A 21661-nucleotide genomic window follows, 5' to 3' on the forward strand; every position below is an offset into this window, starting at 1 on the left:
CGGTGAGCGGGCAGCCGCGCTGCCCGCCTCTTCACGCTACCCCGTCACTTCACTGCGTAGCACTTTTCCCCTGGCCCCTGCGCCCCAGACTTCACTGTACTCATAGCCGGTCAGGTCTTTGATCACTTTCTGGCACTCCGGCGTGCAGTCTGCAAGATCGCCGCCAAGTTTGAGACGCGCCACCTCTTTGATCAGCGTTTTATGGGTGTCACGCGTCAGTTTAAATTTGAATGTCATGTAAAAACTGACGGCCAGCAGTGCGGCGGTGGCGAATATCATCAGCCCGATAATCGCATGCAGCGCGCTGACCGGTTGCATCCCCTGCCCTTTAACGAAACCGCTCTCCTGCAACACGATGCCGATCAGCATAATTGCCAGCGCCACGGTGCTTTTTCGGGTCAGTACCATCACACCGGCAAATATCCCTTCGCGACGTTTTTTGGTGACGATTTCATCCACGTCGGGAATAAAGCTGTAGATATTCCACGGAATATAATAAAGCCCGGCGCGGGCAAAACCGAACACCGCGAACACTGCCGAGAACAGCAAAACAGACACCGTCATTTCGGTGATATACACATAAAACAGGAATGCCAGTACGCAGAAAATAATGCCGTAAGCCAGCCGTAATGCGCCGGAAGGTGACATATTGATTTTTTCCAGCAGCATCATAAAAATAAAGGTGGAAGGCACGGAGGCTAATGCCGCGACGGTTAAATATCCCGATACCGCCGACGCACTCAGATGTAATCCGTACACCACGTAATAAGTAAAGACGGCACCAAATACGTCCAGTGCGGTAAAAGAGAAAATATAGATAATAATATGCTGGCGGAACATACGTATTTTAAAGGAGGAAAGAAGATCCAGCGCCAGGCTTTTTAAATGGTGCAGCAATCCGCCGCTGTTTGCGCCCAGCGGTTCCGGCTCAAACTCTTCCCGCACGTCTTTGGCTTCCCAGGTACACATCCAGGTGGTAAAGACCGCGACGCAGAAAATACAGGCGAAAATAATACCGGTATACGTGTACGTCATCGGATTATCTTTACCGGTGAATTGCATAATCACACCGGGGATCGACACCGCCAGCAGGCCACCGAGCTGGGAGCAGATCATGCGTACGCCTGACAGGCGGGTGCGTTCGCTAAAGCGGTTGGTCATTTCAGAAGAGAGCGTCTCCCACGGCACCAGCACCATGGCCGAAAGCAACTCGATAGAGAGATAGGTGCCGAGATAATACCAGTAGCTCATGTCGGTTACCCAGACCAGCGCATACAGGAACATCAGCGGCGAACTGATCAGCAGGAAAAACCGGCGGCGGCCAAACTTTTTCCCAAGCCAGGTGTTGGCGAAATTATCGGTGATGTAGCCCATGATCGGACTTAATATGGCGTCGATGACGCGGGCAATGGCGAATATTGACCCGGCCTCTAATACGGATAATCCACAATAGGTCGTATAAAAGAATAAAAGCCAGGTACCAATAACGGCGAATGCACCGCCACCAAATAAATCCGTCACGCCATAACCTATGGCCGTGCCGTAACCGACTCTGCGTTCAGTAGGCTTCATTTTTATTATCCTGTGAATGTAGGGTTATTATTAATATTATTTATTCAAGCGTGATCCATTGTCTTAATTGTGAGGAACGATAAATCGCCTCAACCATCTTGAGGGAAATATCGGCCTCATCCAGAGAGGTATAATTATCATCTTCAAGGTTTCTGTTCTCGAAAGACCGGACAGAGTGCGTGAAATTATTAATGGCCTGGCGATGGCTGTCGCCCCAGTAACTTTTCCCCTGGCCTGCCGGGCTGTGATCGCTGACCAGCAGCGTTTTATTTTCTCCTGAGATCAGCCACAGCGCGTTGTGGTGCAGTTGCAGCAGCCCGTTTTCACAGTGGATTTCCAGCAGCAGCGGGGAATCGGTGCTGTGACAGTTGCTGGCATAAAACAGCCCGCGTGCACCATTCGCCAGTATCAGGCTGGCCATGGCGGTGTCTTCGTTCTCGGTCACCTCCCCCAGAAAATGGCTGTCCACCACACCTTTTATCGCCCGAACGCCGCCGCCAAACCACTGCATCAGATCCAGTGTGTGGATCGCCTGATTGATCAGCAGACTGCCGCCTTCGGTCGCGAAATGCCCGCGCCACGGGCTTTGGCTGTAGTAGGTTCCGCCGCGTGACCAGGTCAGCACGGCTTTAATGCTCAGCATTTTGCCCAGCGCGCCGCTTGCCAGCAGCGCGTGGATTTTCTGGCTCGACGGGTTAAGCCGGTTCTGATAACACACCCCGAGCAGCCTTCCCGAGTCGGTCAGCGCTTTTTTAACCGCCTTGATTTCGCCGGGATTGAGTACCGCCGGTTTCTCGGTAAACACGTGTTTTCCCGCCGCCAGTGCGGCGAGAATAGCCTCCTGATGCAGATAATGCGGCAGGCAAATATGCACCACGTCAATGTGCGGATCGCGCAGCATTTCGGCGTAATCGGCGTAAAACGCACACTGATACTGCTGCGCCAGCGCCTGGCCTTTTTCAACATCGCATTCGGCAATGGCCTGTAAACGGCTGGCCGGATTTTGCAGGATCGCCCCGGCATGGCAGGTGTGAATGGCCCCGCAACCGATGATGGCCGCATTAATGGTTTTCATGACGCGCCTCCGGATTACACCGATTGTCCCGCCTGATTTGCCAGCATCTGCGCCCGCACGCACAACTCGGCGGCTTTAAACGCATGCTCCTGGGTCATGGCGTTTTCGGTGCGATTCAGGCAATCGAGAATCAGCTGGCCGAAGAACGGGAAGCCCACTTTTCCTGATACCGGATAGCGGAACTCGCCCTGCTGATTCACCAGATACACCACATCCTGCTCGCCGCGCGTGATATCGACATATTTGCGCATCTCGATGTAGCCTTCGGTACCCAGCAGCGTCAGACGTCCGTCGCCCCAGGTGCTCAGCCCGTCTGGCGTGAACCAGTCGCAGCGGAAATAACCGCGTGCGCCGTTGTCGCCTTCCAGCATCGCGTCGCCGAAATCCTCAAAACGCGGGGACGCCAGATGGTTAAAATTCATCGCCTGCGCGGCGACCACGCGGGCGTTGCGGTTGCCGGTGTAAAACAGGAACTGTTCGATCTGATGGCTGCCGATATCACACAGAATGCCGCCGAATTTTTCCCGTTCGTAAAACCAGTCCGGGCGGCCTTCGCCTTCGCGGTGTGGCCCGGTGCCCAGCGTCTGGATAACCCGCCCGATCGCCCCTTCCTGCACCAGTTGTCCGGCGAAAACCGCGCTCTCAACGTGCAGCCGCTCGCTGTAATAAACCGCATATTTTCGCCCGGTGGCAGCCACTTTGGCTTTCGCCGCGGCCAGTTGTTCCAGCGTGGTCAGCGGTGCTTTATCGGTGAAATAATCTTTACCGGCCTCCATCACTTTCAGCCCAAGGGCGCAGCGTTCAGAAGGCACGCCCGCGCCCGCCACCAGCTGAACTTCTCTGTCGGCGAGGATCGTTTCCAGTGAATCTGCCACCGCCACCTGCGGATACTGGCTGACAAATTTTTGCACCTTTTCCGGATCCGGATCGTAAACCCATTTCAGGCTGGCACCGGCTTCAATCAGCCCGTTACACATGCCGTAAATATGCCCGTGATCCAGCGCCGCCGCCGCGATCACAAACTCGCCCGGCTTCACCACCGGCTGCGGTTTCCCGACCGGCGCATAGTTCATCCCGTCTTGAATGCTCATCTTCAGGCTCCTTTATCCATGTTTTTGCCCAGCGGGATCGCCTCTTCATTGGCGAAGTTTTCCACGGAGGCGGATTTCTCATAAAAGTGCGGTGCCAGCGATACCAGCCCGCCGGTCTGATAGAAAGGATCCGACGGCAAAATCGGCAGCGTCACAATGCTGCGGGTGATGGCGGATTTATAAATCGCGGCGATCAGCTCCAGCGAGCGCTTGCCCTGCACGCCGTCGACCAGCGGTGCGCTTTTGGTTTCCAGCGCAGTGAGGAAATTGTCGATCTGACCGGTGTGCAACGTGTACGTCAGCGCAGGAATGGACTGATAAATGTCGTTGAGACGGTTTTCCCGCGCCGTATCACGCGCTTCGACAGGGAAACCGTTAGGTGCAGAAATGCTGGCGAAAGTGTCCCACGGCTCCGAGATCCGCGCGCGCTCGCCCTGGATCACCATCTTCTGATCTTCGCCGTGATGCACCACCGAGGCGGTCAGCTGGGTCAGCGCACCGGAGTCATATTTGAAAATCGCCGCCGAGAGATCTTCCACTTCGGCATTGTCGTGCGCGGCATTGGTGATCATCGAGACCACTTCCGACGGGAAACCCAGCATCCACTGAATCGCATCGATATGGTGAACAGCGTGATTGAGCGTGCAGCCACCCGCCTCTTTTTCCCAGGTGCCGCGCCACCACAAATCGTAATACGAGTGGCCACGCCACCAGAAAGAGTCCACCTGCGCATGGCAGACTTTGCCCGCTTCGCCGGAATCGATGACTTTTTTCAGCCGCCAGAACGCATCGGTAAAGCGGTTCTGGGCAATGATCGACAACGTTTTGCCGCTCGCCTGCGCAGCGCTTATCATCGCGTCGCATTCCTGTAATGATGCCGCCATCGGCTTTTCACACAGCACATGTTTGCCCGCGGTCAGCGCATCAATTGAAATTTGCGCATGGACATACGGCGGCGTACAGATGTCAAAAACGTCAATGTCCGGGTCGCCGAGAATATCCTGATGGCTGGCATAGACTTTGGCCTCTGTCAGGCCGTAATGCCGTTTCTTCTCTTCGGCTTTCTCAGGATAAATATCCACCAGCGCGACAATCTGACAACGGTCAGCAAACTGCAAATATCCCTGAATATGGTTATGTGAAATATTACCGGTACCAACGATCGCTATTTTCAGCATTATTTTATTCCTGATTTCAGACTGATGGGCAGCCGTCACCTTGCTGATTTAATGACTGATTTTACGTGTTTCGTCATTTCATCTGGCGCGGATAAATACTTAAAATCTGCTGCAACACTTATTGCTGAGAGAATAGTAATGGCATTTTTTTCCAACAATCGGTATTTGTGACAGGAATTGCAGCGCGGCATTTCGGATTTGCTATGATGATGAATAGCTGATGAATTACAAACAGTTACACGTGGTAATAAGTCCATAAGCTAATGAGGCGTTGATCACAAAATGACAGGAAAATTAAAAATCAGGCAAATAGCCGAGTTAACAGGGCTTTCTCCCAGCACTGTTTCCCGGGTATTAGCTGGCAAAGCGAATGTCAGCCCGCAGGCAAAAGAAAAAGTATTTACCCATGCCAGAAATATGGGTATTTTGCGCGACATTCCCGCCAGCCGCCTGTTAATGAATACTCTGTTAATTTGCGCGCCACCGGCTGCATTCTCTCCCCATGAAGATCTCTATTATTATGAAGCCATTCAGGAAATAACGGCGGAGGTCAGCCGTTTCGACATTCACGTGCGAAAATGCGCGCTGACGGTGAATGATCCGGATATCGCCGGTTTCATGCAGGCGCTCAGCCAGTCGGATGTGGATGGCATTATTATTATCGGTATTGATGATGTGATGCTGTACCGGCTGGCGGCGGAATCCAATAAACCGGTGGTGATGATCAACGCGAAAGACAGCGAAATGCGCCTCGACTGTGTTTCCGCCGATCACTATTCCATCGGTTACAGCGCGGCACATTATTTATTCCAGAAGGGGCACAGGCCGGTATTGCTGTTCACCGATCTGCGGCGGGAAACCATGATGCAGCGTCTGGACGGCTTCAAACGCGCCTGTCTTGAACATCACATTGCTTTTGATGAAGCCACTCATTTGCTGATCAATAAAGGTAACGGCAAGGAACAGGCGCGGGAAAGCATTGATAAATACCTGCGCGAACACAAACGGGAAACGCTGCCCTCGGCGATTGTCTGCGGCAGTACGCCGATTGCCCACGCCACGCTGGAAGCGCTGACCGCAATGGGCATCCGGGTTCCGGAAGATATTTCACTGATGAGCATGGATTTCGCGCATGAGATGAAAACCGCGACGCCGATGAATTTCACCTCGATGCTTCTGCCCTGCCGCGAGCTCGGCACGGAGGCGGTGTATATTCTGCAAAGCCGCTTAATGCGCGCCGCCAGCGCCAAATTTAATCTGCTGTTGCAGGGAAAAATCCACAGCGGCCAGTCGGTGGCCGATGTGAAATGGAAGCGCAAAGGCTTGTATCCGCAGCCGGTTGGGTTATGAGAGATTGCGGTGTAACATGTCGCCATTACAGTGACTTAATCACCCGGCGGCTTGTTGCCGCTGCCTCACCGGAAACTTCATGAACAAACTCACCGCTTCCGTTTCAGAATCCATTACCCGCGATTTAGCGCTGCGTATTATTCGTGGTGAGCTGGCCGTTGGCATGCCGATTGCGGGAGAAAATGAGCTGGCGCAGCAGTACGAGGCGTCGCGCACGTCGGTTCGCAACGCGCTTCAGGTGCTGGGGGCAAAAGGCATGTTACTGATCCAGGCCAAGCGCCGCAGTATCGTCACGCCGCGCGAGCAGTGGAGTTTTCTGGATGCCGACGTGCTCTCATGGCTGGAAGACGTCGGGATTGAATCCGAACTGGTTGAGCAACTGATGCTCACGCGCCTGATTTTCGAACCGGACGTCGCGGCCATGGCGGCGCTCAATGCCAACGGAAACGATCTCGCCGCCATCGAAAATGCGCTGCACGCCATGCAATCCGGGCAGCAAAAGGGTTCTGCCGCCCAGTTTGAACAGGGCGATCTGGCTTTCCATACGGCGGTGCTCAAAGCCTGCCATAACCCGTTCCTCTCTTCCGTCGGCAGTGCGCTGTCTGCGGCGATGCTGCTCTCCTTTAAGCAAACCCTCGAAGAAGATCTCACTCTGACGCAGGATGCCGTGCAGCAGCACCGGGATCTGTTCGAAGCCATTCGCCTCAAGCAGGTCGACGAGGCGCGCCAGTGCATGCGTCACATCTTACTCAGCGCCGCGCACAAACATATCTGGCGTGAGATCCCCGAAAAGTATCAGCACTTCTTTTAACGCTTTTCCCGCCTGATTCGCTAACTTCCGATCTCCCTCACAGTAATAAGGTTATTTCTCACCCATCATTCTTGTAATACAAGATTTATACTGTTGTAACTCAAGAATGAGAACGCCATGCACAAACACTGGATTGCCATTGACTGGGGAACCTCGAATTTTCGGGCGTTCCTGATGAAGGATTCCCTCTGTGTTGCCACGACTCACGCCCCCTGCGGCCTGCTTAACGTACCCGACAGGCAGTTTGCGGCGGCGTTGCAGCCTCTGATTCAGCCGTGGCTGGACAAGTACCCCAGGCTGCCGCTGCTGATGGCGGGAATGGTCGGCTCACAGCAAGGCTGGCTGGAAGTGCCTTACGTCGCCCTGCCCGCCGGAGGTGAGCAGCTCGCCGCGCAGGTCGCCTCGGTGAACACGCCGTGGGGAAGCCCGTGCCAGATAATTGCGGGCGTCAGCGGCCCAAACGCGTTCGGCCTGCCCGACGTGATGCGCGGAGAGGAAGTCCAGCTGACCGGGCTGGCGGCACTGCACCCGCAGGCGCAGCACTGTGTGATTTTACCCGGTACGCACAGCAAACATGCCTTCCTGCTGAACGGCCAGATCCGGCATTTCAGCACCTTTATGACCGGTGAAATCTACGCCGTGATGCTCAACCATTCGCTGCTGGGCCGGGATTTGCCTGAGCCGTCAGACGATGCCAGCGCCTTTTCGCTTGGCGTCAGTCATGCGCCCGCAGCGCCGTTTCTCAGCAATGCGCTGTTCTCGGCGCGCACCCTGCGGCTCGACGGCACGCTGCCTCCCGCAAACGTTGCCAGCTACCTCTCCGGTTTACTCATTGGCGCAGAGCTGCTGGCCCTGCAGGAAACGCAGGCGTGGATCGTCGGTTCCCCGGCATTAACCGAACGCTACACCCGCGCTGCCAGCCAGATGGGCATCAGCCTGCAACCGGCTGACGGCAATGACTGTTTTATTGAAGGCATGGCCGCTATCTGCCGCAGCCTGAACGGAGAACGCACATGAATGCACTGAATTTTTCCACCCGCTGGCAGCAATGCCGGTTGCCGCTGATTGCCATTTTACGGGGTGTGACGCCCGCCGAAGCCGAAGGCGTGGCGCGTACCCTGCTGGAATGCGGATTTACCTGGCTGGAAGTGCCGCTGAACAGCCCGCAACCGCTGGAGTCGATCGCCATCATGGCGAAAACCGTCGGTGATAACGGTTTTGTCGGCGCGGGTACCGTGCTCAGCGAACGTCAGGTGCATCAGGTGGCGGAAGCCGGGGGTCAGCTGATTATCTCCCCGAACCCCGATCTTTCGGTTATCCGCGCCACCTGTGCGCTCGGTTTAGTCAGCCTGCCGGGCGTCGCCACGCCGGGCGAAGCCTTTGCCGCGCTGAATGCCGGTGCCAGCGCCCTGAAGCTGTTTCCGGCGGAGATGATCACCCCGGCCATCACCAAAGCGATGCTGGTGGTATTACCGGAAAAAACCCTGTGCCTGCCGGTCGGCGGGATCAGCGCCGATGCCGCACAAATGCACAGGTATCTGCAATCTGGCGCCCGCGGTTTCGGCCTGGGCGGTGGCCTCTATCAGCCGGGCATTTCCCTGACCGCACTGCGCGAACGCGCGCTGGCTTATCAGGGGGCGTGGCATCAGGCGCATGAAGCGCTGCTGAGCCGTAAAACTGCCTGACCGCGGCCACTCTGCTTTCCCTACACATCCCTGTAAAAACATAAAATGACCTCCGAGGTTTCGTATGACGACACATGCAATTCCACACTCTGTTCCCCGCACCAACCGGCAAACGTTGCTGGTGTGTTTTTTAGCCGCACTGGCCGGTCTGCTGTTCGGGCTGGATATGGGCGTGATCGCGGGCGCGTTACCGTTTCTGGCACAGGAATTCGGGCTGAGCAGCCATCAGCAGGAAATGGTGGTCAGCGTCATGATGGTCGGCGCGGCGCTGGGCGCGCTGTGCAGCGGCCCGATGTGTACCCGTATCGGACGTAAAAAAACGCTGCTGATTGGCGCGGCGCTTTTTGTCGCAGGGTCGGTCGGTTGCGCCTTCGCCCCCGATTTGCAGACTCTGATCGTCTCGCGTTTCCTGCTCGGCGCGGCGGTCGGCGTCGCCTCGTTCGTCGCACCGCTGTATCTGTCTGAAATCGCGCCGGAACATATCCGTGGCAGCATGATTTCCATGTATCAGCTGATGATCACCATCGGGATCCTGGTGGCGTTTCTCTCCGACACGGCCTTCAGCCAAAGCGGCAACTGGCGCTGGATGCTGGGCATCATCACCTTTCCGGCGCTGGTGCTGTTTGCCGGGGTTCTCACCCTGCCGGAAAGCCCGCGCTGGCTGATGATGAAAAACAAACATGCGCTGGCGCAGAAAGTGCTGCTGCTGTTGCGCTCCAGCGAAAGGGAAGCGCACACCGAGCTGGACGCCATCCGCGAAAGCGTGAAGGTAAGCCAGTGCGGCTGGCAGCTGTTTCGTGCCAGCAGTCATTTTCGCCGCTCCACCTGCCTCGGCGTGTTATTGCAGTTCATGCAGCAGTTCACCGGCATGACCGTCATCATGTATTACGCACCGAAAATCTTTGCCATTGCCGGTTTTGCCTCCACCCAACAGCAGATGTGGGGCACGGTGATCGCCGGTTTAACCAACGTGCTGGCGACGTTCATTGCGATCGGTCTGGTGGACCGCTGGGGACGCAAGCCGATCCTCAAACTCGGTTTCAGCGTGATGGCGATTTGCATGGCGTTACTGGGTTACATGTTCTTCATCGGCATCACCAGCCCGGTGCAGCAATACACCGCCGTCATCCTGTTGCTGATTTTCATCACCGGTTTTGCCATGAGCGCCGGGCCGCTGATCTGGGTGTTGTGTTCAGAGATCCAGCCGCTGGCCGGGCGCGATTTCGGCGTGACCTGCTCCACCATGGCGAACTGGATCGCCAACACCATTATCGGCGCGACCTTCCTGACGCTTATCGACTCGGTGGGCAGCGCGGGCACCTTCTGGCTCTACGCCGTGCTGAACGTCCTGTGCATCATCCTCACCCTGCTTTTCGTGCCTGAAACCAAAAACATTTCGCTGGAAAATATCGAGAAAAACCTGATGGCCGGCCTGCCTCTGAGAAGTATCGGCAGCTCTCTTTACTAACCCCGTTTTCCCCTTCCTGACGGCGGGGAAATGAAGAGATCAGAACCTATGGCGATTATTCATTCTGAAAACAGAGCTGACGCGGTGTACAGCAAAATCACCCGTCGCCTGATCCCGTTTTTAATTCTGTGCTACTTCTTCGCGTATCTGGATCGCGTCAATATCGGTTTTGCCAAACTGCATATGCAGGATGCGCTGAACTTCAGCGACACGGTGTACGGGCTGGGTGCCGGTATCTTTTTCATCGGTTATTTCCTGTTTGAACTGCCGAGCAACCTGATGATGCAACGCTACGGCCCGCGCTTCTGGATAGCGCGGATCATGATCAGCTGGGCGGTGCTGTCAGCGGCGATGATCTTTGTGACCACGCCGATGCAATTCTATGTGCTGCGCTTCCTGCTCGGCGTGGCCGAAGCCGGTTTCTTCCCCGGTATCGTCTTTTATCTCACGCTGTGGTTTCCGTCGTGGCGCTCGGCACGCACGCTCGGCCTGTTCATTTTGGTCACGCCGCTGTCCACCATCATTGGCAGCCCGCTGTCCGGTTTGATTTTGAAAACCTTTGAAGGCGTCGATGGCCTGCACAACTGGCAATGGCTGTTTGTGGTGGAGGCGATCCCCTCTTTCCTGCTGGCTTTTGTGGTACTGAAATATCTTGATAACGACGTCAACGCCGCCCGCTGGTTAAGTGCACAAGAGAAACAGATTGTCGCTGAGGATCTGGAAACAGACCGTCAGCGCAGCCTGATAGCCAACGCCGGTAAACCGCCGCAAAGCCTGAAAATGATGTTTAAAAATGGCTACGTCTGGCTGCTGGCGCTGATTTTCTTCAGCTTTAACATCGGTTACTACGGCATTAATTTCTGGCTGCCGTCGATCATCAAAACCTCCGGCGTGACCGATGATTTTCACATCGGCCTGCTCGCCGCCCTGCCTTACGTGTTCGGCGCCGTGTTTATGGTGTGGAACAGCCGCCACTCAGATTTACGCCGTGAACGCCGCTGGCATATCGCCATTCCCGCCATTATCGGTGCGGTCGGCCTGAGCCTGAGCGCCTATTGCAGCGGCTCAACGGTATGGATGATGGCGTGGATTTGCTTAGCCATGTCCGGCACGCTGGCGCTGATCCCCACCTACATCAGCCTGCCCGGCACGCTGCTTTCCGGCACCGCGGCGGCGGCCGGTATCGCGCTGGTCAACTCGGTCGGCAACCTGGCCGGATTCTTCGGCCCGACCGTTCTCGGCTGGCTGAAAGACAACACCGGCAGCACCAACATGGGCCTGTATATTCTCGCCGCCTTCCTGCTGCTGTGTGCGCCATTGATATTTTTGTTACCAGCACGGCTGGTTAATCCCCGTCGCAGCCCTGAACCAGCGGCTGAAAGCGGCGTTGAATCATCATTAAAAAGAGGCAGTGTATGAGCGGATGCAGTAACGGATGTGGAACCTGTGGTGACCACTTTAACCCGGTATTAAGCGGAGACGACGGCGCACTGAAACGCGCGCTGTACAAGTCGATGGGGCATACCGATGAGCAACTGCGCCGTCCGGTGATCGCCGTGGTGAACAGCTACACCAACGCCACCGCCGGTCATGTGAACCTCAATGAGCTGACCGCCGAAGTCCTCAAAGGCATTGACGAAGCCGGTGGTGTCGGCATGGTATTTGGCACCATTGCGCCGTGCGACGGCATCGCCGAAGGCCATCTGGGCATGCGTTACATTCTGGCCGCCCGCGAAGTGATCGCAAGCTCCATTGAAGTGATGATGCGCGCCCACCGTTTCGACGGCATGGTGATGCTCGGCTCGTGCGACAAAATCGTGCCCGCCATGCTGATGGCGGCGGCACGTCTGGATATTCCGGCGATTCTGGTCAACGGCGGGCCGATGTATCCGGCGCGCTATCACGGCAAAGACTGGGACGGCAACATCGTGACCGAAGCCATCGGCTGGAAAAAGCGCGGTGAAATCGACGAGGCAGAATTCCGTCACATCGAAGATATCGCCGAGCCCGGCCCCGGCTCCTGCACCATGTACGGCACCGCCAATACCATGTGCTGCATCGCCGAAGTGATGGGCATGAGTTTACCCGGCAGCAGCACGCTGCCCGCCATTTCACCGCAGCGCCGGGAATGCGCCTTCCGCACCGGTCAGACGGCGGTAGATCTGGTGAAACGCGGCGTGAATGCGCGCCAGATCATCACGCCGGACGCTCTCCGCAACGCCATGATTTACCTGCTGGCGACCGGCGGCTCCACCAACGCCATCCTGCATTTACAGGCCATTCATTACGAAGCCGAATACGGCCATCTGCCGCTGTCGGATTTCGACAAACTCAGCCATCACGTGCCGCTGGTCGCCGCGCTGTATCCGGCGTCAGAACACGACATGATCGACTTCTGGGAAGCCGGTGGCGTGACGGCGGTCGAGAAAGAAATCAGCGCGCTGATGCATCTGGATGCACTGACCGTCAGCGGCCAGACCAAGCGCCAGTGGCTGGAAACGCAGCCTGAAACCTCGCGTCCGGAAGTCATTCATACGCTGGCGATCCCGGTGCGCAATGAAGCCGGTGTCGCGGTGCTGCATGGCAATCTGTCGCCGCTCGGCTGCGTGGTGAAACCGGCGGCCGTGCCGGAAGACCTGATGATCTTTAGCGGCCCGGCGGTGGTGTTTAACAGCGAACAGGAATCGGTGGACGCCATTCTTTCCGGCGACATCCCGCCGGGCAGTGCGCTGGTGCTGCGTTACGAAGGGCCGAAAGGCGGGCCGGGAATGCCGGAAATGTACAAGCCGATGAAATGCCTCGAAGGCATGGGGCTGTCTGACAGCTGCGCGCTGATCACCGACGGGCGCTTCTCCGGCTCCAACCGCGGGCTGTTTGTCGGCCATATTTCGCCGGAGGCCAGCGACGGCGGCGATCTGGCGCTGGTCGAAAACGGCGACATCATCACCATCAATATTCCGACCCGCGAGCTGACGCTTAACGTCAGCGCAGACGTACTGGCCATGCGCCGCCAACACTGGGTGCCGGTCGAAAAACAGGTGCCACGCGGCTTCCTGCGTTTATACCGCCGCTGGGCATTACCGGCCGCACAGGGCGCGGTCTTAGCCGACCGTGACGAGGTGTAATGATGTATTCATCTTCACAGATTTGCGGCGTCAATCCGATTGCCGCGCTGCCTTTCACCGCGCAGGGCGAACCGGATTACGCGAGCGTTGACCGCCTGCTCGGCCACCTTGCCGACACCGGCATTCAGGGGCTGACGCTGTTTGGTATTGCCAGCGAATTCCCCAAACTCGAGGACAGCGAACGGCTGCGGCTCGCCGATCAGTTTATTTCCACGCTGAGCGGCAGCGGCATTTTCCGCGCCCTGTCCGTCACCGATCACAGCACCGAAGTGGCGGTGAAACGGGCGCGGGATTATCAGAAACGCGGCGCCGATGCCCTGATGCTGCTGCCACCGTTTTTCCTGCAACCGGATAACGCCGCGATTTCGCACCACATTTTCTCGGTGTTGGAAGCCGTGGAGATTCCGGTCATGGTGCAGTACGCGCCGGGGGAAACCGGTTTGTCGATTACGCCGGAGAAGCTCAGCGAGGTGGCCAGGCGCTACCCGCACGCGGTGTTTAAAATCGAATGCAATCCGCCGGTGGATTACACCCGTGAGTTTCTGCAACGCGCGCCGCAGGCCTGTGTGCTCAACGGTTACGCGGGTTTATACATGCCGGAGATGCTCAGCGCGGGCGGCAAAGGCGTGATGCCGGGCTGTTCGTTCAGCGAGATTTACGTGCAGATTTACCGTTTGTGGCAGGCAGGCGAACACGATCAGGCGCGGGCACTGCACGCCCGGCTTTTACCGTGGATCCGCCGCTGGATGACGCACTGTGAATACATCATTCAGGTGGAGAAAACCATTTTGCACAAACGCGGGATCATCGCCACCGACTACTGCCGCCATCCGGGCTGGACACTGACGGCAGAAGACCATCAGTCGATCGACACCTTCATCAGCACTTTTTCCCTTTAATGTTGCGGAGTTCTTATGACTACCACGCTTACATTCCCGCGCGTTGTGATCGTCACCGGTGCCAGCCAGGGCATCGGTCACGCCATCGCACGCACCTTCCTGGATCACGGTGACATCGTGATTGGCTGCGCATTTTCTTCTGCGGATAACGCCCCGCACGCCATGAAATTGCAGGCGCAGTTCCCGGAGCAGTTCTTTTATTATTCCGTCGATATCACCAAAACGGACGCCATCGCGAATTTCATCAGAGAGGTAGAAACACGCCTTGGCCGGCTGGATGTGCTGGTGTCGAATGCCGGTAAAAACGTTTTCAAAGGCATCGACTGCGAACCGGAAGACTGGCATCACAATCTGGATCTCAACCTGCGTTCGCACTGGTATATCGCCAAATGCTGCCGCGCATTGCTGGAAAAATCCAAAGGCGTGATCCTGATCATGACCTCGAATCACGCGTTTTCCACCATGCCCGGCTGCGCGCCCTACAACATCACCAAACGCGCCCTGCTTTCGCTGGTGCAAAGCCTGACCATCGAATGGGGCCCGGCGATCCGCACGGTAGGGATCGCCCCCGGTTTTATTGATACGGCGGGCAATCAGCTGTGGTTTGACGCCCATGAAGACGGCGAAGCCTCGCGCGAGGAAACCATCAGGAAACACCCGGTCGGGCGCATCGGTACGTCCGAAGAAGTGGGCGAATTGTGCCTGTATTTAGCCAGTCAGGCTGCCGGGTTTATCGCCGGTACCACCATCGTCATGGACGGCGGGCGTAGCGCATTAATGCAGGATTAAGCCCTGTGCGTGCCCTGCATCCGGCAGGGCACATTCTCAGCGTCGCGCTTATTCATCTCCTGCTAGACTTCTCTGTCCTAACCTAAAAAAAGATGCGGAGATTTCAATGTCAGAACAGTATCAGCCACCGAAAGTCTGGACCTGGAATAAAGACGAAGTCAGTAAATTCTCGAACATCAACCGCCCGATAGCGGGCCCGACTCATGAAAAAACATTGCCGGTCGGCAGGCATCCGTTGCAGCTCTATTCCCTCGGCACGCCGAACGGCCAGAAAGTGACTATTCTGCTGGAAGAGTTACTGGCGCTGGGCATCAGCGGCGCAGAGTACGATGCGTTTATCATCCGCATCAACGAAGGCGATCAGTTCTCCAGCGGCTTTGTAGACGTCAACCCGAACTCGAAAATCCCCGCGCTGCTGGATAACTCCACCACCCCGCCGATCCGCGTGTTTGAATCCGGCAACATCCTGCTGTATCTGGCAGAGAAGTTCGGCAAGTTCCTGCCAAAAGATCTCGCCGGACGCACCGAAACCCTGAACTGGTTGTTCTGGCTGCAAGGCTCCGCGCCGTATCTGGGCGGTGGTTTCGGCCACTTCTACCATTACGCACCGGTCAAAATCGAATACGCCATTAACCGCTTTACGATGGAAGCCAAACGCCAGCTCGACGTGTTAGACCGCCAGCTGGCGGAGCACCGTTTTATTGCCGGGGAAGAGTACACCATTGCCGATATCGCCATTTTCACCTGGTACGGCAGTCTGGCGCAGGGCGGGCTGTATGAGTCTGCTGAGTTCCTCGACATTCAGTCCTACAAGCACTTCCAGCGCTGGGCCGAAGAGGTTGCCAGCCGTCCGGCGGTGAAACGCGGGCGCATTGTCAACCGCACCTGGGGCGATGAGCAACTGGAAGAACGTCATGATGCATCAGATTTCGACGGCGTTCTGAAATCCTGACCGGCGTCTGAAACGTAAAAAAAGGGCGGGATTTTGCGATCCCGCCCTTTTGTTTTATGCACGTGCCGTCAGGCGGTTTCCGTCTGTGGATCAAGATACTTTTTAAACCAGGCCAGGGTTCTTTCCCACGCCAGATCCGCTGCCGCTTTGTCATAACGCGGCGTCGAATCATTATGGAACCCGTGATTTACGCCGGGATAGACATACCCTTCATAAACCTTGTTATTGGCTTTGAGCGCGGCTTCATACGCGGGCCAGCCTTCGGTGATCGGCTTATCCAGCTCGGCGTAATGCAGCAGCAACGGCGCTTTGATGCGTGCCACGTCTTCTGCTTTTGGCTGACGCCCGTAAAAAGGCACCGCCGCCGCCAGTTCGGGATAGGCCACCGCCGTGGCATTCGCCACCCCGCCGCCGTAACAGAAACCGGTGATGCCGACTTTGCCGGTGGCGGTATCGTGGTGCATCAGAAATTCGATGGCGGCGAAGAAATCATTCATCAGCTTGGTCGGATCAACGCCTTTTTGCAGCTCGCGCCCCTTTTCATCGTTACCGGGATAACCGCCCACCGAGCTGAGGCCATCCGGTGCCAGCGCGATGTATCCGGCTTTCGCCACGCGGCGCGCCACGTCTTCGATGTAGGGATTCAGCCCGCGATTTTCATGCACCACCACCACGCCCGGCACCTTGCCGGTGGCTTTTGCCGGACGCACCAGATACCCGCGCACGCTGCCGTGCCCCTGCGGCGACGGATACTGAATATATTCCGCCACAATGTCCGGATCGGTAAATTCGACCTGCTCGGCATAGGCATAATTCGGTGTCATCAGCGTGGTGAGCGCCGCCGCCGATAATCCGCCGACCACAAATTTCGCCGAGAGATCGAGAAATTCCCGTTTGGTCATCTTGCCATGCACGTAGAAATCAAAGTATTCGAGGAGTTCAGGGGGAAAATCTTTGGCCGTCATTCGCGTCATCTTGAGGCTCCGTTCAGTGCAAAAGAAGCCTGAATAATGACCTGATTCTGGCGATTTTGTAAACCAATTGTGAAATACCAGGCGAATCCGGGCGCCTTACGCGCCCCCTTTGCGCACCGGAAATGGTAGACTGCGGGATAAAAAAGGGGAGCGTAATGGGTAATCATCAAAGGAAAGCAGCCAACATACATTTCGTTGAGTGGAACTCAGAATACGAAAGGATGATGACGTCTGCCCTCAAAAAAGACTTCAACGTCAGTGAGATTTATCGCGTCAAACAGCATTTCAAGTCTGTGCAAAATCTCCTGCCTGGAAACACGCTCAGGCGCTGCCATGCCAGATGGCAAAGTGCGATAAAATTCCGGCATGTCGCTGATAACGATGTGATCATTTGCAATGGTTACAGCGCGTTTCTGTTGCTGGATCTGATTGCGCCGCTGCGTTGTAAAAAGATCCTCGTTTTGCGTGACGCCGTGTCGGCACTGACCTCTAAGCGTCGCCGCCTGAAATTGCTTTCCGACAATGAAAACTATCTGGACAGAGTGAAACCTGTTTTTGACGTTATCTACAGTTTCGACCCGGAAGATTGCCTGAAATATCAACTTGCCTATGTCGATCAGTTTTTACCCTTCACCCGCAACGACATCGCGGCGTGGCGGGCTGAACCGGCAAACGCCCCGTCTGCGCACTCATGCTTTTATGTCGGTGGCTATGATGATGGCCGGGCCAGTCTGATTAACCAACTGGCGCCGTTGTTGCAGGAAAATCAGTGCCAGCCGGACTTTTATCTGGTGGGCGGTGATGCGGAAAACCCCCATTACCCGGCCTTCTGCATCAATCAAAAACTCAGTTATCAGCAAAATATTGAAAAACTCAAACGTTCCACCGTCGTGCTCGAAATCAATAAGCCCGGCCAACGCGGATTAACGCTGCGCGCGCTCGAAGCAATGGCATTCAACAAAAAGCTGATAACCAATAATGCCTCGATAAAAGATCATGCTTTTTATCATCCCGACAAAATCTTTATCTGGGGAGAAGACGACCACGACGCTATTGCCCGCTTTCTTTCCTCAGCGCATCAGGAAACCGATCTGGCATTGCTGGAGAAGTATTGCGCTGACGGCATGCTGAAAACCCTGGCCGGAACGGCAGCAGAATAAAGACAGTGCGGGACAACGTAACCATTCAGTTAAAGGAGACACCATGAACACATCACTCGCAGGGCTCAGTAAAGAAGAAATGGACAAAGTGAGTGCCGGGCTCGCGGCCGGGACTGTCGCGGTGCGCGAGCGCAATAATCTGCCGGTGAATGCCGATGAAGTGGAAATGGAGCAGCCGGAACATCTGCGCGCCTATTTTCGCGAGCGTCTGGAACATTACCGCCAGCAGCCAGCGAAAAAGTAATCCGCGCGGCTCAGCCTGCGTGCGCAAAGAAAGCGATAATCGCCTCTTTCAGATGCCTCGCCGCCTCGCCGGGCAGCGTCTCGCTCTGATGGAGGCTGATGCCCACATCCCCCGCCGCAGGCAGTTCGCTCAGGCAATGTAACGACGCCGGCAGACCGAAACCGGTACGCAACGTCACCCCCAGCCCCGCCGAGGTTGCCGCCCAAATTCCGCTCAGACTGCGGCTGGTAAAGGCGATCCGCCAGGGAATTCCGGCGCGATCCAGCGACGCGGTTGCCGCACTGCGCATCAGGCATGGCGCGTCAAACACCAGCAGCGGCAGCGGTTCACCGGAGGCCAACATTTCGCTGATGGGGAAATTCGCCGGGCCAATCCAGCGCAAAGGCACCCGCCCCAGCGACTGGCTGGACGGGAAAAGCAGCGTCTCTTCGGCCTGCCAGCACAGCGCCAGATCGAACTCATTGTGCCGGATCCCCTCAAGCAACTGCCGGTTACGGGTAATGCTGGCCGAAATCTGCACCTGCGGATGGGTGCGGGTAAATTGCCCGAGAATGGCCGGTAACAGGATTTCGCCGAAATCTTCCTGCATGCCCACGCTGAGGCTGCCACCCGGCACGACCGCCCGCAGCGCTGCGCTGGCGTCGTCGTTCAGGCTGAGGATCCGTCGCGCATAGCTCAGCATCACTTCACCGCGTTCGGTCAAAATCAGGTGTCGTCCGGATTTCTGCACCAGATCCGTCCCCGCCTGTTGCTCCAGCTTTTTCAGCTGTGCGCTGACGGCGGAGGTCGAACGCCCCAGCCGGTCGGCGGCCAGCACAAAACTTCCCAGCTCAATGCCGGTCACAAAACTGCGCAACGCCTCTGAATCAAAAGTCACTGGCCTTTTCGACACGCTAATCATCCCGTATTTATGAAGTAATGCTGCTGATATTTTCGATATTCAGGATAATTATAACGCCTTATGCTCCTTTTCACACCGACAAACATGGAGCCTGATATGAGCACAACGCCCCCTTCCCTGCGCCCGCCTGAAAACATGGCGCGCCTGACGCCAAAACTGGCAGAACTGACCGAACAGGTGCTGTTTGGCGATCTCTGGCACAGAGACGAACTTTCCCCGCGTGACCGCAGCATGATCACCGTGGCCGCGCTGATTGCCCTGAACCGCAGTGAACAACTGCCCTTCCATCTGGATCTGGCCGTTAAAAACGGTGTCGGCCACGCCGAGCTGGCAGAAGTGATCACCCATCTGGCGTTTTATGCCGGATGGCCCGCCGCCGCGTCAGCCCTGACCCGCTTCGCCGCTCTCAACGATCAGTAACCGGAGGATCTGACAATGCCTTTCAGCCGAATTTCGTTACCCGCTCACCGTGCAGATGCCTGGCAGGACGCCATTTCTGCCATTTTACAGGAGACGCTGGTCGATCATTTCTCTGTCCCCAAAGAGGATTGTTTTCAACTATTCGAACCCGCCAGCCGCGGCCAGCGGGTGATCAACCCGACCTATTTAGCCGGAGAAAATGACCGGCGCTCAGACGATTTTTTGCTGTTTCACATCACCGCAGGCAAACCGCGCAACGGTTATCAGAAACAGCAGCTGTTCCGTCATCTGGCCGATAAATTACATGCCGCGCTGGGCATTTCTGCGGCGGATGTGATGGTAGTGGTAACTTTTACCCAGCCGGAAGACTGGTCATTCAGCCACGGAGAGATGTTTCAGCTGGCAGGAAAATAACCGCAGCCACGCAGAAAAGGCTGCCCGAAGGCAGCCTGAGATACAGTCAGCGTAAAATTATGCCTGCAGAATCACATCAGCCATTGGCGGGATGTAACCGTAATCGTACTCACCGACCACAAACGTCTGTTCGCCTTTGAGCTTGATTTTCACGGTCGGCGCTTCTGTGCCGCCGATGCGGTAATCCAGACCGGTGGTGGCTTTATCGACCGGAACGCTGTCGATAAACGACGTGACCAGACCGTTAGGCATCACATAGTGGGAATAGGTCTGGTAAGGCTGTGAAGGCGGGTTACCCAGCACCAGGCCGGAGCCGTTCAGCGGCACATACGGGCCGAACAGTGCGTCACTGACAAAACCGTAAACCCCGTCCGGACCGGTCACCCCTTCGCCATAGGTGAATTTATGGCTGATGGTGAACAGATAATATTTCCCGTCCTGGAACACAAAGTGCGGGCGTTCTGTCTGATCGTTTACCCCGACCGCCGTCAGCAACGGGGGCAGCAATGTCCAGCTGTCGCCGTTTTCATCTGCCGCTTGCGCGATACCGATGCACGCCGTCTGATAGCGCGAATTGCCCACGTCTTCATAGCCCGGCGGCACATCACCGATTTCATCCGGCCCGACCACGTGGGAACCGCGATCGCCCGCCACATTCCCTTCAAACAACATATACAGCTTGCCGCTTTTCGGGTCGCGGAACGGGAACGGGTCGCGAAAGCCCCAGTAAGGGTTTTGGGTTTCGGTCTGATAGATTTTCCCGTCGGCGTCAAACAGCGGTTTCACCGCAGTAAAATCCGCCACCTCAACACCCTGCTGAGTGGTGATCACGCGTCCACGGACTTTTACAATCGTCGCACCCGGTGTTACCGCCGTATAATATAAATCCACTTCCCCTTTATTATTTATTAATACCGGTGAACCCGCCCATTCGCGCACTGTAGGAGAAACTCCTTCAGCCATTACGCGGCCACCAAATACCCAGTCTTTCCCGGTTGCGGAATACCAGTAGCAAATTTTGGCGCGGCCATGTCGGTTATTCCAGTCGAGGGTAATATCATAATTGCCATTGGCATCAATATTTGCCGGATCATGTGGCTGACGGTCTGCCGTCAGGGTAAAGATGACTGACCAGCCATCGACCGACAGTACGTTACCGTCAATGTCACGCAGCGGCATGGTGTCCCAGATAAACACCTCATCACTCATGACCGGGAAGTCACCGCTGACGCGTGGTTGCGTTGTGGTCGGGTCATTTTCATTCACTTTCAGGGCATCGGCACGGGTCCAGATACTCGGCTTTTTCGCCGCCTGTTCCTGTAAGCCTTTTTCAATTACGTTACTCATAAACCACCTCATCATTATAAAATTCAAAAGATTCAAATTAATTAATTTGCCGGTTTCGCTGCGCTCGATAATATTTATTCACGAAGCGTTGCCGACAGAATGAATACTGAACCCTGAGGATTTTCTGATAAAGCAGTTGGCGTCCGGTGGCGGCTCACAGGACGTACAAATAATTAACCTGTGGATTTAAAATAAAAAACCCTGAG

21 protein-coding genes are annotated in these 21661 nt (G+C 56.2%); 14 read left to right on the plus strand and 7 right to left on the minus strand.

What is annotated here, in order from left to right:
- Nucleotides 1-36 precede the first annotated feature (36 nt).
- From ACQZQY_RS19950 to ACQZQY_RS19965, 4 genes are read right to left on the minus strand one after another with little or no spacing between them, the layout of a single operon-like run.
- Nucleotides 37-1572: an MFS transporter gene (locus ACQZQY_RS19950; protein WP_056774337.1), complete on the minus strand. Its 1536-nt coding sequence runs from the start codon at nucleotides 1570-1572 to the stop codon at nucleotides 37-39.
- Nucleotides 1573-1612: 40 nt separating this feature from the next.
- On the minus strand, nucleotides 1613-2647 hold the full coding sequence (locus tag ACQZQY_RS19955; protein WP_122097511.1) for a Gfo/Idh/MocA family protein: 1035 nt from the start codon (nucleotides 2645-2647) through the stop codon (nucleotides 1613-1615).
- 14 nt (nucleotides 2648-2661) lie between these two features.
- A complete protein-coding gene (locus ACQZQY_RS19960) occupies nucleotides 2662-3738 on the minus strand; it encodes a Gfo/Idh/MocA family protein (protein ID WP_431296266.1) in 1077 nt (358 codons plus the stop codon).
- 2 nt (nucleotides 3739-3740) lie between these two features.
- A complete protein-coding gene (locus tag ACQZQY_RS19965; protein WP_431296267.1) occupies nucleotides 3741-4916 on the minus strand; it encodes a Gfo/Idh/MocA family protein in 1176 nt (391 codons plus the stop codon).
- A gap of 282 nt (nucleotides 4917-5198) precedes the next feature.
- Here ACQZQY_RS19965 and ACQZQY_RS19970 point away from each other — a divergent pair, with 282 nt between their 5' ends.
- The 10 genes from ACQZQY_RS19970 (at nucleotide 5199) to yghU (ending at nucleotide 15995) form a co-directional block, all read left to right on the plus strand.
- Entirely contained in the window at nucleotides 5199-6266 is a 1068-nt protein-coding gene (locus ACQZQY_RS19970) for a LacI family DNA-binding transcriptional regulator (RefSeq protein WP_431296268.1), read from the plus strand.
- Between the two features lie 79 nt (nucleotides 6267-6345).
- On the plus strand, nucleotides 6346-7077 hold the full coding sequence (locus ACQZQY_RS19975) for a FadR/GntR family transcriptional regulator (RefSeq protein ID WP_056774317.1): 732 nt from the start codon (nucleotides 6346-6348) through the stop codon (nucleotides 7075-7077).
- A 117-nt stretch (nucleotides 7078-7194) separates the two neighbouring features.
- Complete coding sequence (locus ACQZQY_RS19980; protein WP_431296269.1) at nucleotides 7195-8094, plus strand: 2-dehydro-3-deoxygalactonokinase; 900 nt, start codon at nucleotides 7195-7197, stop codon at nucleotides 8092-8094.
- Nucleotides 8091-8762 (plus strand): 2-dehydro-3-deoxy-6-phosphogalactonate aldolase, encoded by a 672-nt coding sequence (locus tag ACQZQY_RS19985; RefSeq protein ID WP_431296270.1) that lies wholly within the window; start codon nucleotides 8091-8093, stop codon nucleotides 8760-8762. Before ACQZQY_RS19980 ends, ACQZQY_RS19985 begins: the two co-directional genes overlap by 4 nt.
- A gap of 64 nt (nucleotides 8763-8826) precedes the next feature.
- Nucleotides 8827-10230, plus strand: coding sequence for a sugar porter family MFS transporter (locus ACQZQY_RS19990; protein WP_431296271.1), 1404 nt, complete (start codon nucleotides 8827-8829; stop codon nucleotides 10228-10230).
- Nucleotides 10231-10260: 30 nt separating this feature from the next.
- Nucleotides 10261-11649, plus strand: a complete 1389-nt coding sequence (locus ACQZQY_RS19995) for an MFS transporter (protein ID WP_235533424.1) — start codon at nucleotides 10261-10263, stop codon at nucleotides 11647-11649.
- Entirely contained in the window at nucleotides 11646-13355 is a 1710-nt protein-coding gene (gene ilvD / locus ACQZQY_RS20000) for a dihydroxy-acid dehydratase (protein WP_431296272.1), read from the plus strand. Before ACQZQY_RS19995 ends, ilvD begins: the two co-directional genes overlap by 4 nt.
- A 2-nt stretch (nucleotides 13356-13357) precedes the next feature.
- Complete coding sequence (locus ACQZQY_RS20005) at nucleotides 13358-14254, plus strand: dihydrodipicolinate synthase family protein (RefSeq protein WP_431297219.1); 897 nt, start codon at nucleotides 13358-13360, stop codon at nucleotides 14252-14254.
- Nucleotides 14255-14269: 15 nt separating this feature from the next.
- Nucleotides 14270-15043, plus strand: a complete 774-nt coding sequence (locus ACQZQY_RS20010) for an SDR family NAD(P)-dependent oxidoreductase (protein ID WP_431296273.1) — start codon at nucleotides 14270-14272, stop codon at nucleotides 15041-15043.
- A gap of 106 nt (nucleotides 15044-15149) precedes the next feature.
- Nucleotides 15150-15995 carry a glutathione-dependent disulfide-bond oxidoreductase gene (gene yghU, locus ACQZQY_RS20015; protein WP_056774288.1) on the plus strand — a complete coding sequence of 282 codons (846 nt, stop codon included), beginning with the start codon at nucleotides 15150-15152 and terminating at the stop codon, nucleotides 15993-15995.
- Between the two features lie 68 nt (nucleotides 15996-16063).
- On the opposite strand, the gene yghX is transcribed toward yghU, so the two are convergent.
- Nucleotides 16064-16969, minus strand: coding sequence for a YghX family hydrolase (gene yghX / locus ACQZQY_RS20020; RefSeq protein WP_431296274.1), 906 nt, complete (start codon nucleotides 16967-16969; stop codon nucleotides 16064-16066).
- A gap of 221 nt (nucleotides 16970-17190) precedes the next feature.
- Between yghX and ACQZQY_RS20025 the strand changes: the two genes are divergently transcribed.
- Complete coding sequence (locus ACQZQY_RS20025) at nucleotides 17191-18129, plus strand: hypothetical protein (RefSeq protein WP_431296275.1); 939 nt, start codon at nucleotides 17191-17193, stop codon at nucleotides 18127-18129.
- Nucleotides 18130-18172: 43 nt separating this feature from the next.
- Complete coding sequence (locus ACQZQY_RS20030; protein WP_056774278.1) at nucleotides 18173-18373, plus strand: DNA polymerase III subunit theta; 201 nt, start codon at nucleotides 18173-18175, stop codon at nucleotides 18371-18373.
- 10 nt (nucleotides 18374-18383) lie between these two features.
- Here ACQZQY_RS20030 and ACQZQY_RS20035 read toward each other — a convergent pair whose 3' ends face one another.
- A complete protein-coding gene (locus ACQZQY_RS20035) occupies nucleotides 18384-19265 on the minus strand; it encodes a LysR substrate-binding domain-containing protein (protein WP_431296276.1) in 882 nt (293 codons plus the stop codon).
- A gap of 105 nt (nucleotides 19266-19370) precedes the next feature.
- Between ACQZQY_RS20035 and ACQZQY_RS20040 the strand changes: the two genes are divergently transcribed.
- Both ACQZQY_RS20040 and ACQZQY_RS20045 read left to right on the plus strand, forming a co-directional pair.
- Nucleotides 19371-19694, plus strand: coding sequence for a carboxymuconolactone decarboxylase family protein (locus ACQZQY_RS20040; RefSeq protein WP_238485227.1), 324 nt, complete (start codon nucleotides 19371-19373; stop codon nucleotides 19692-19694).
- 15 nt (nucleotides 19695-19709) lie between these two features.
- On the plus strand, nucleotides 19710-20108 hold the full coding sequence (locus tag ACQZQY_RS20045) for a tautomerase family protein (protein ID WP_136375694.1): 399 nt from the start codon (nucleotides 19710-19712) through the stop codon (nucleotides 20106-20108).
- A gap of 57 nt (nucleotides 20109-20165) precedes the next feature.
- On the opposite strand, the gene ACQZQY_RS20050 is transcribed toward ACQZQY_RS20045, so the two are convergent.
- The gene (locus tag ACQZQY_RS20050; RefSeq protein ID WP_431296277.1) at nucleotides 20166-21455 is read right to left on the minus strand and encodes a glycoside hydrolase family 68 protein; all 1290 of its coding nucleotides are present in this window, start codon (nucleotides 21453-21455) and stop codon (nucleotides 20166-20168) included.
- Between the last annotated feature and the right edge of the window lie 206 nt (nucleotides 21456-21661).

The organism is Rahnella sp. PAMC25559, assembly GCF_050632365.1.
Taxonomy (GTDB): Bacteria; Pseudomonadota; Gammaproteobacteria; order Enterobacterales; family Enterobacteriaceae; genus Rahnella; species Rahnella rivi.

Coding starts and splice junctions, on each gene's coding strand:
- ACQZQY_RS20025 (WP_431296275.1), top strand. CDS start 17,191: ATGATGACGTCTGCCCTCAAAAAAGACTTCAACGTCAGTGAGATTTAT.
- ACQZQY_RS20040 (WP_238485227.1), top strand. CDS start 19,371: ATGAGCACAACGCCCCCTTCCCTGCGCCCGCCTGAAAACATGGCGCGC.
- ACQZQY_RS19955 (WP_122097511.1), bottom strand. CDS start 2,647: ATGAAAACCATTAATGCGGCCATCATCGGTTGCGGGGCCATTCACACC.
- yghU (WP_056774288.1), top strand. CDS start 15,150: ATGTCAGAACAGTATCAGCCACCGAAAGTCTGGACCTGGAATAAAGAC.
- ACQZQY_RS19965 (WP_431296267.1), bottom strand. CDS start 4,916: ATGCTGAAAATAGCGATCGTTGGTACCGGTAATATTTCACATAACCAT.
- ACQZQY_RS19975 (WP_056774317.1), top strand. CDS start 6,346: ATGAACAAACTCACCGCTTCCGTTTCAGAATCCATTACCCGCGATTTA.
- ACQZQY_RS20045 (WP_136375694.1), top strand. CDS start 19,710: ATGCCTTTCAGCCGAATTTCGTTACCCGCTCACCGTGCAGATGCCTGG.
- ACQZQY_RS20010 (WP_431296273.1), top strand. CDS start 14,270: ATGACTACCACGCTTACATTCCCGCGCGTTGTGATCGTCACCGGTGCC.
- ACQZQY_RS19985 (WP_431296270.1), top strand. CDS start 8,091: ATGAATGCACTGAATTTTTCCACCCGCTGGCAGCAATGCCGGTTGCCG.
- ACQZQY_RS19970 (WP_431296268.1), top strand. CDS start 5,199: ATGACAGGAAAATTAAAAATCAGGCAAATAGCCGAGTTAACAGGGCTT.
- ilvD (WP_431296272.1), top strand. CDS start 11,646: ATGAGCGGATGCAGTAACGGATGTGGAACCTGTGGTGACCACTTTAAC.
- ACQZQY_RS19990 (WP_431296271.1), top strand. CDS start 8,827: ATGACGACACATGCAATTCCACACTCTGTTCCCCGCACCAACCGGCAA.
- yghX (WP_431296274.1), bottom strand. CDS start 16,969: ATGACGCGAATGACGGCCAAAGATTTTCCCCCTGAACTCCTCGAATAC.
- ACQZQY_RS19980 (WP_431296269.1), top strand. CDS start 7,195: ATGCACAAACACTGGATTGCCATTGACTGGGGAACCTCGAATTTTCGG.
- ACQZQY_RS20030 (WP_056774278.1), top strand. CDS start 18,173: ATGAACACATCACTCGCAGGGCTCAGTAAAGAAGAAATGGACAAAGTG.
- ACQZQY_RS20050 (WP_431296277.1), bottom strand. CDS start 21,455: ATGAGTAACGTAATTGAAAAAGGCTTACAGGAACAGGCGGCGAAAAAG.
- ACQZQY_RS19950 (WP_056774337.1), bottom strand. CDS start 1,572: ATGAAGCCTACTGAACGCAGAGTCGGTTACGGCACGGCCATAGGTTAT.
- ACQZQY_RS19960 (WP_431296266.1), bottom strand. CDS start 3,738: ATGAGCATTCAAGACGGGATGAACTATGCGCCGGTCGGGAAACCGCAG.
- ACQZQY_RS19995 (WP_235533424.1), top strand. CDS start 10,261: ATGAAGAGATCAGAACCTATGGCGATTATTCATTCTGAAAACAGAGCT.
- ACQZQY_RS20005 (WP_431297219.1), top strand. CDS start 13,358: ATGTATTCATCTTCACAGATTTGCGGCGTCAATCCGATTGCCGCGCTG.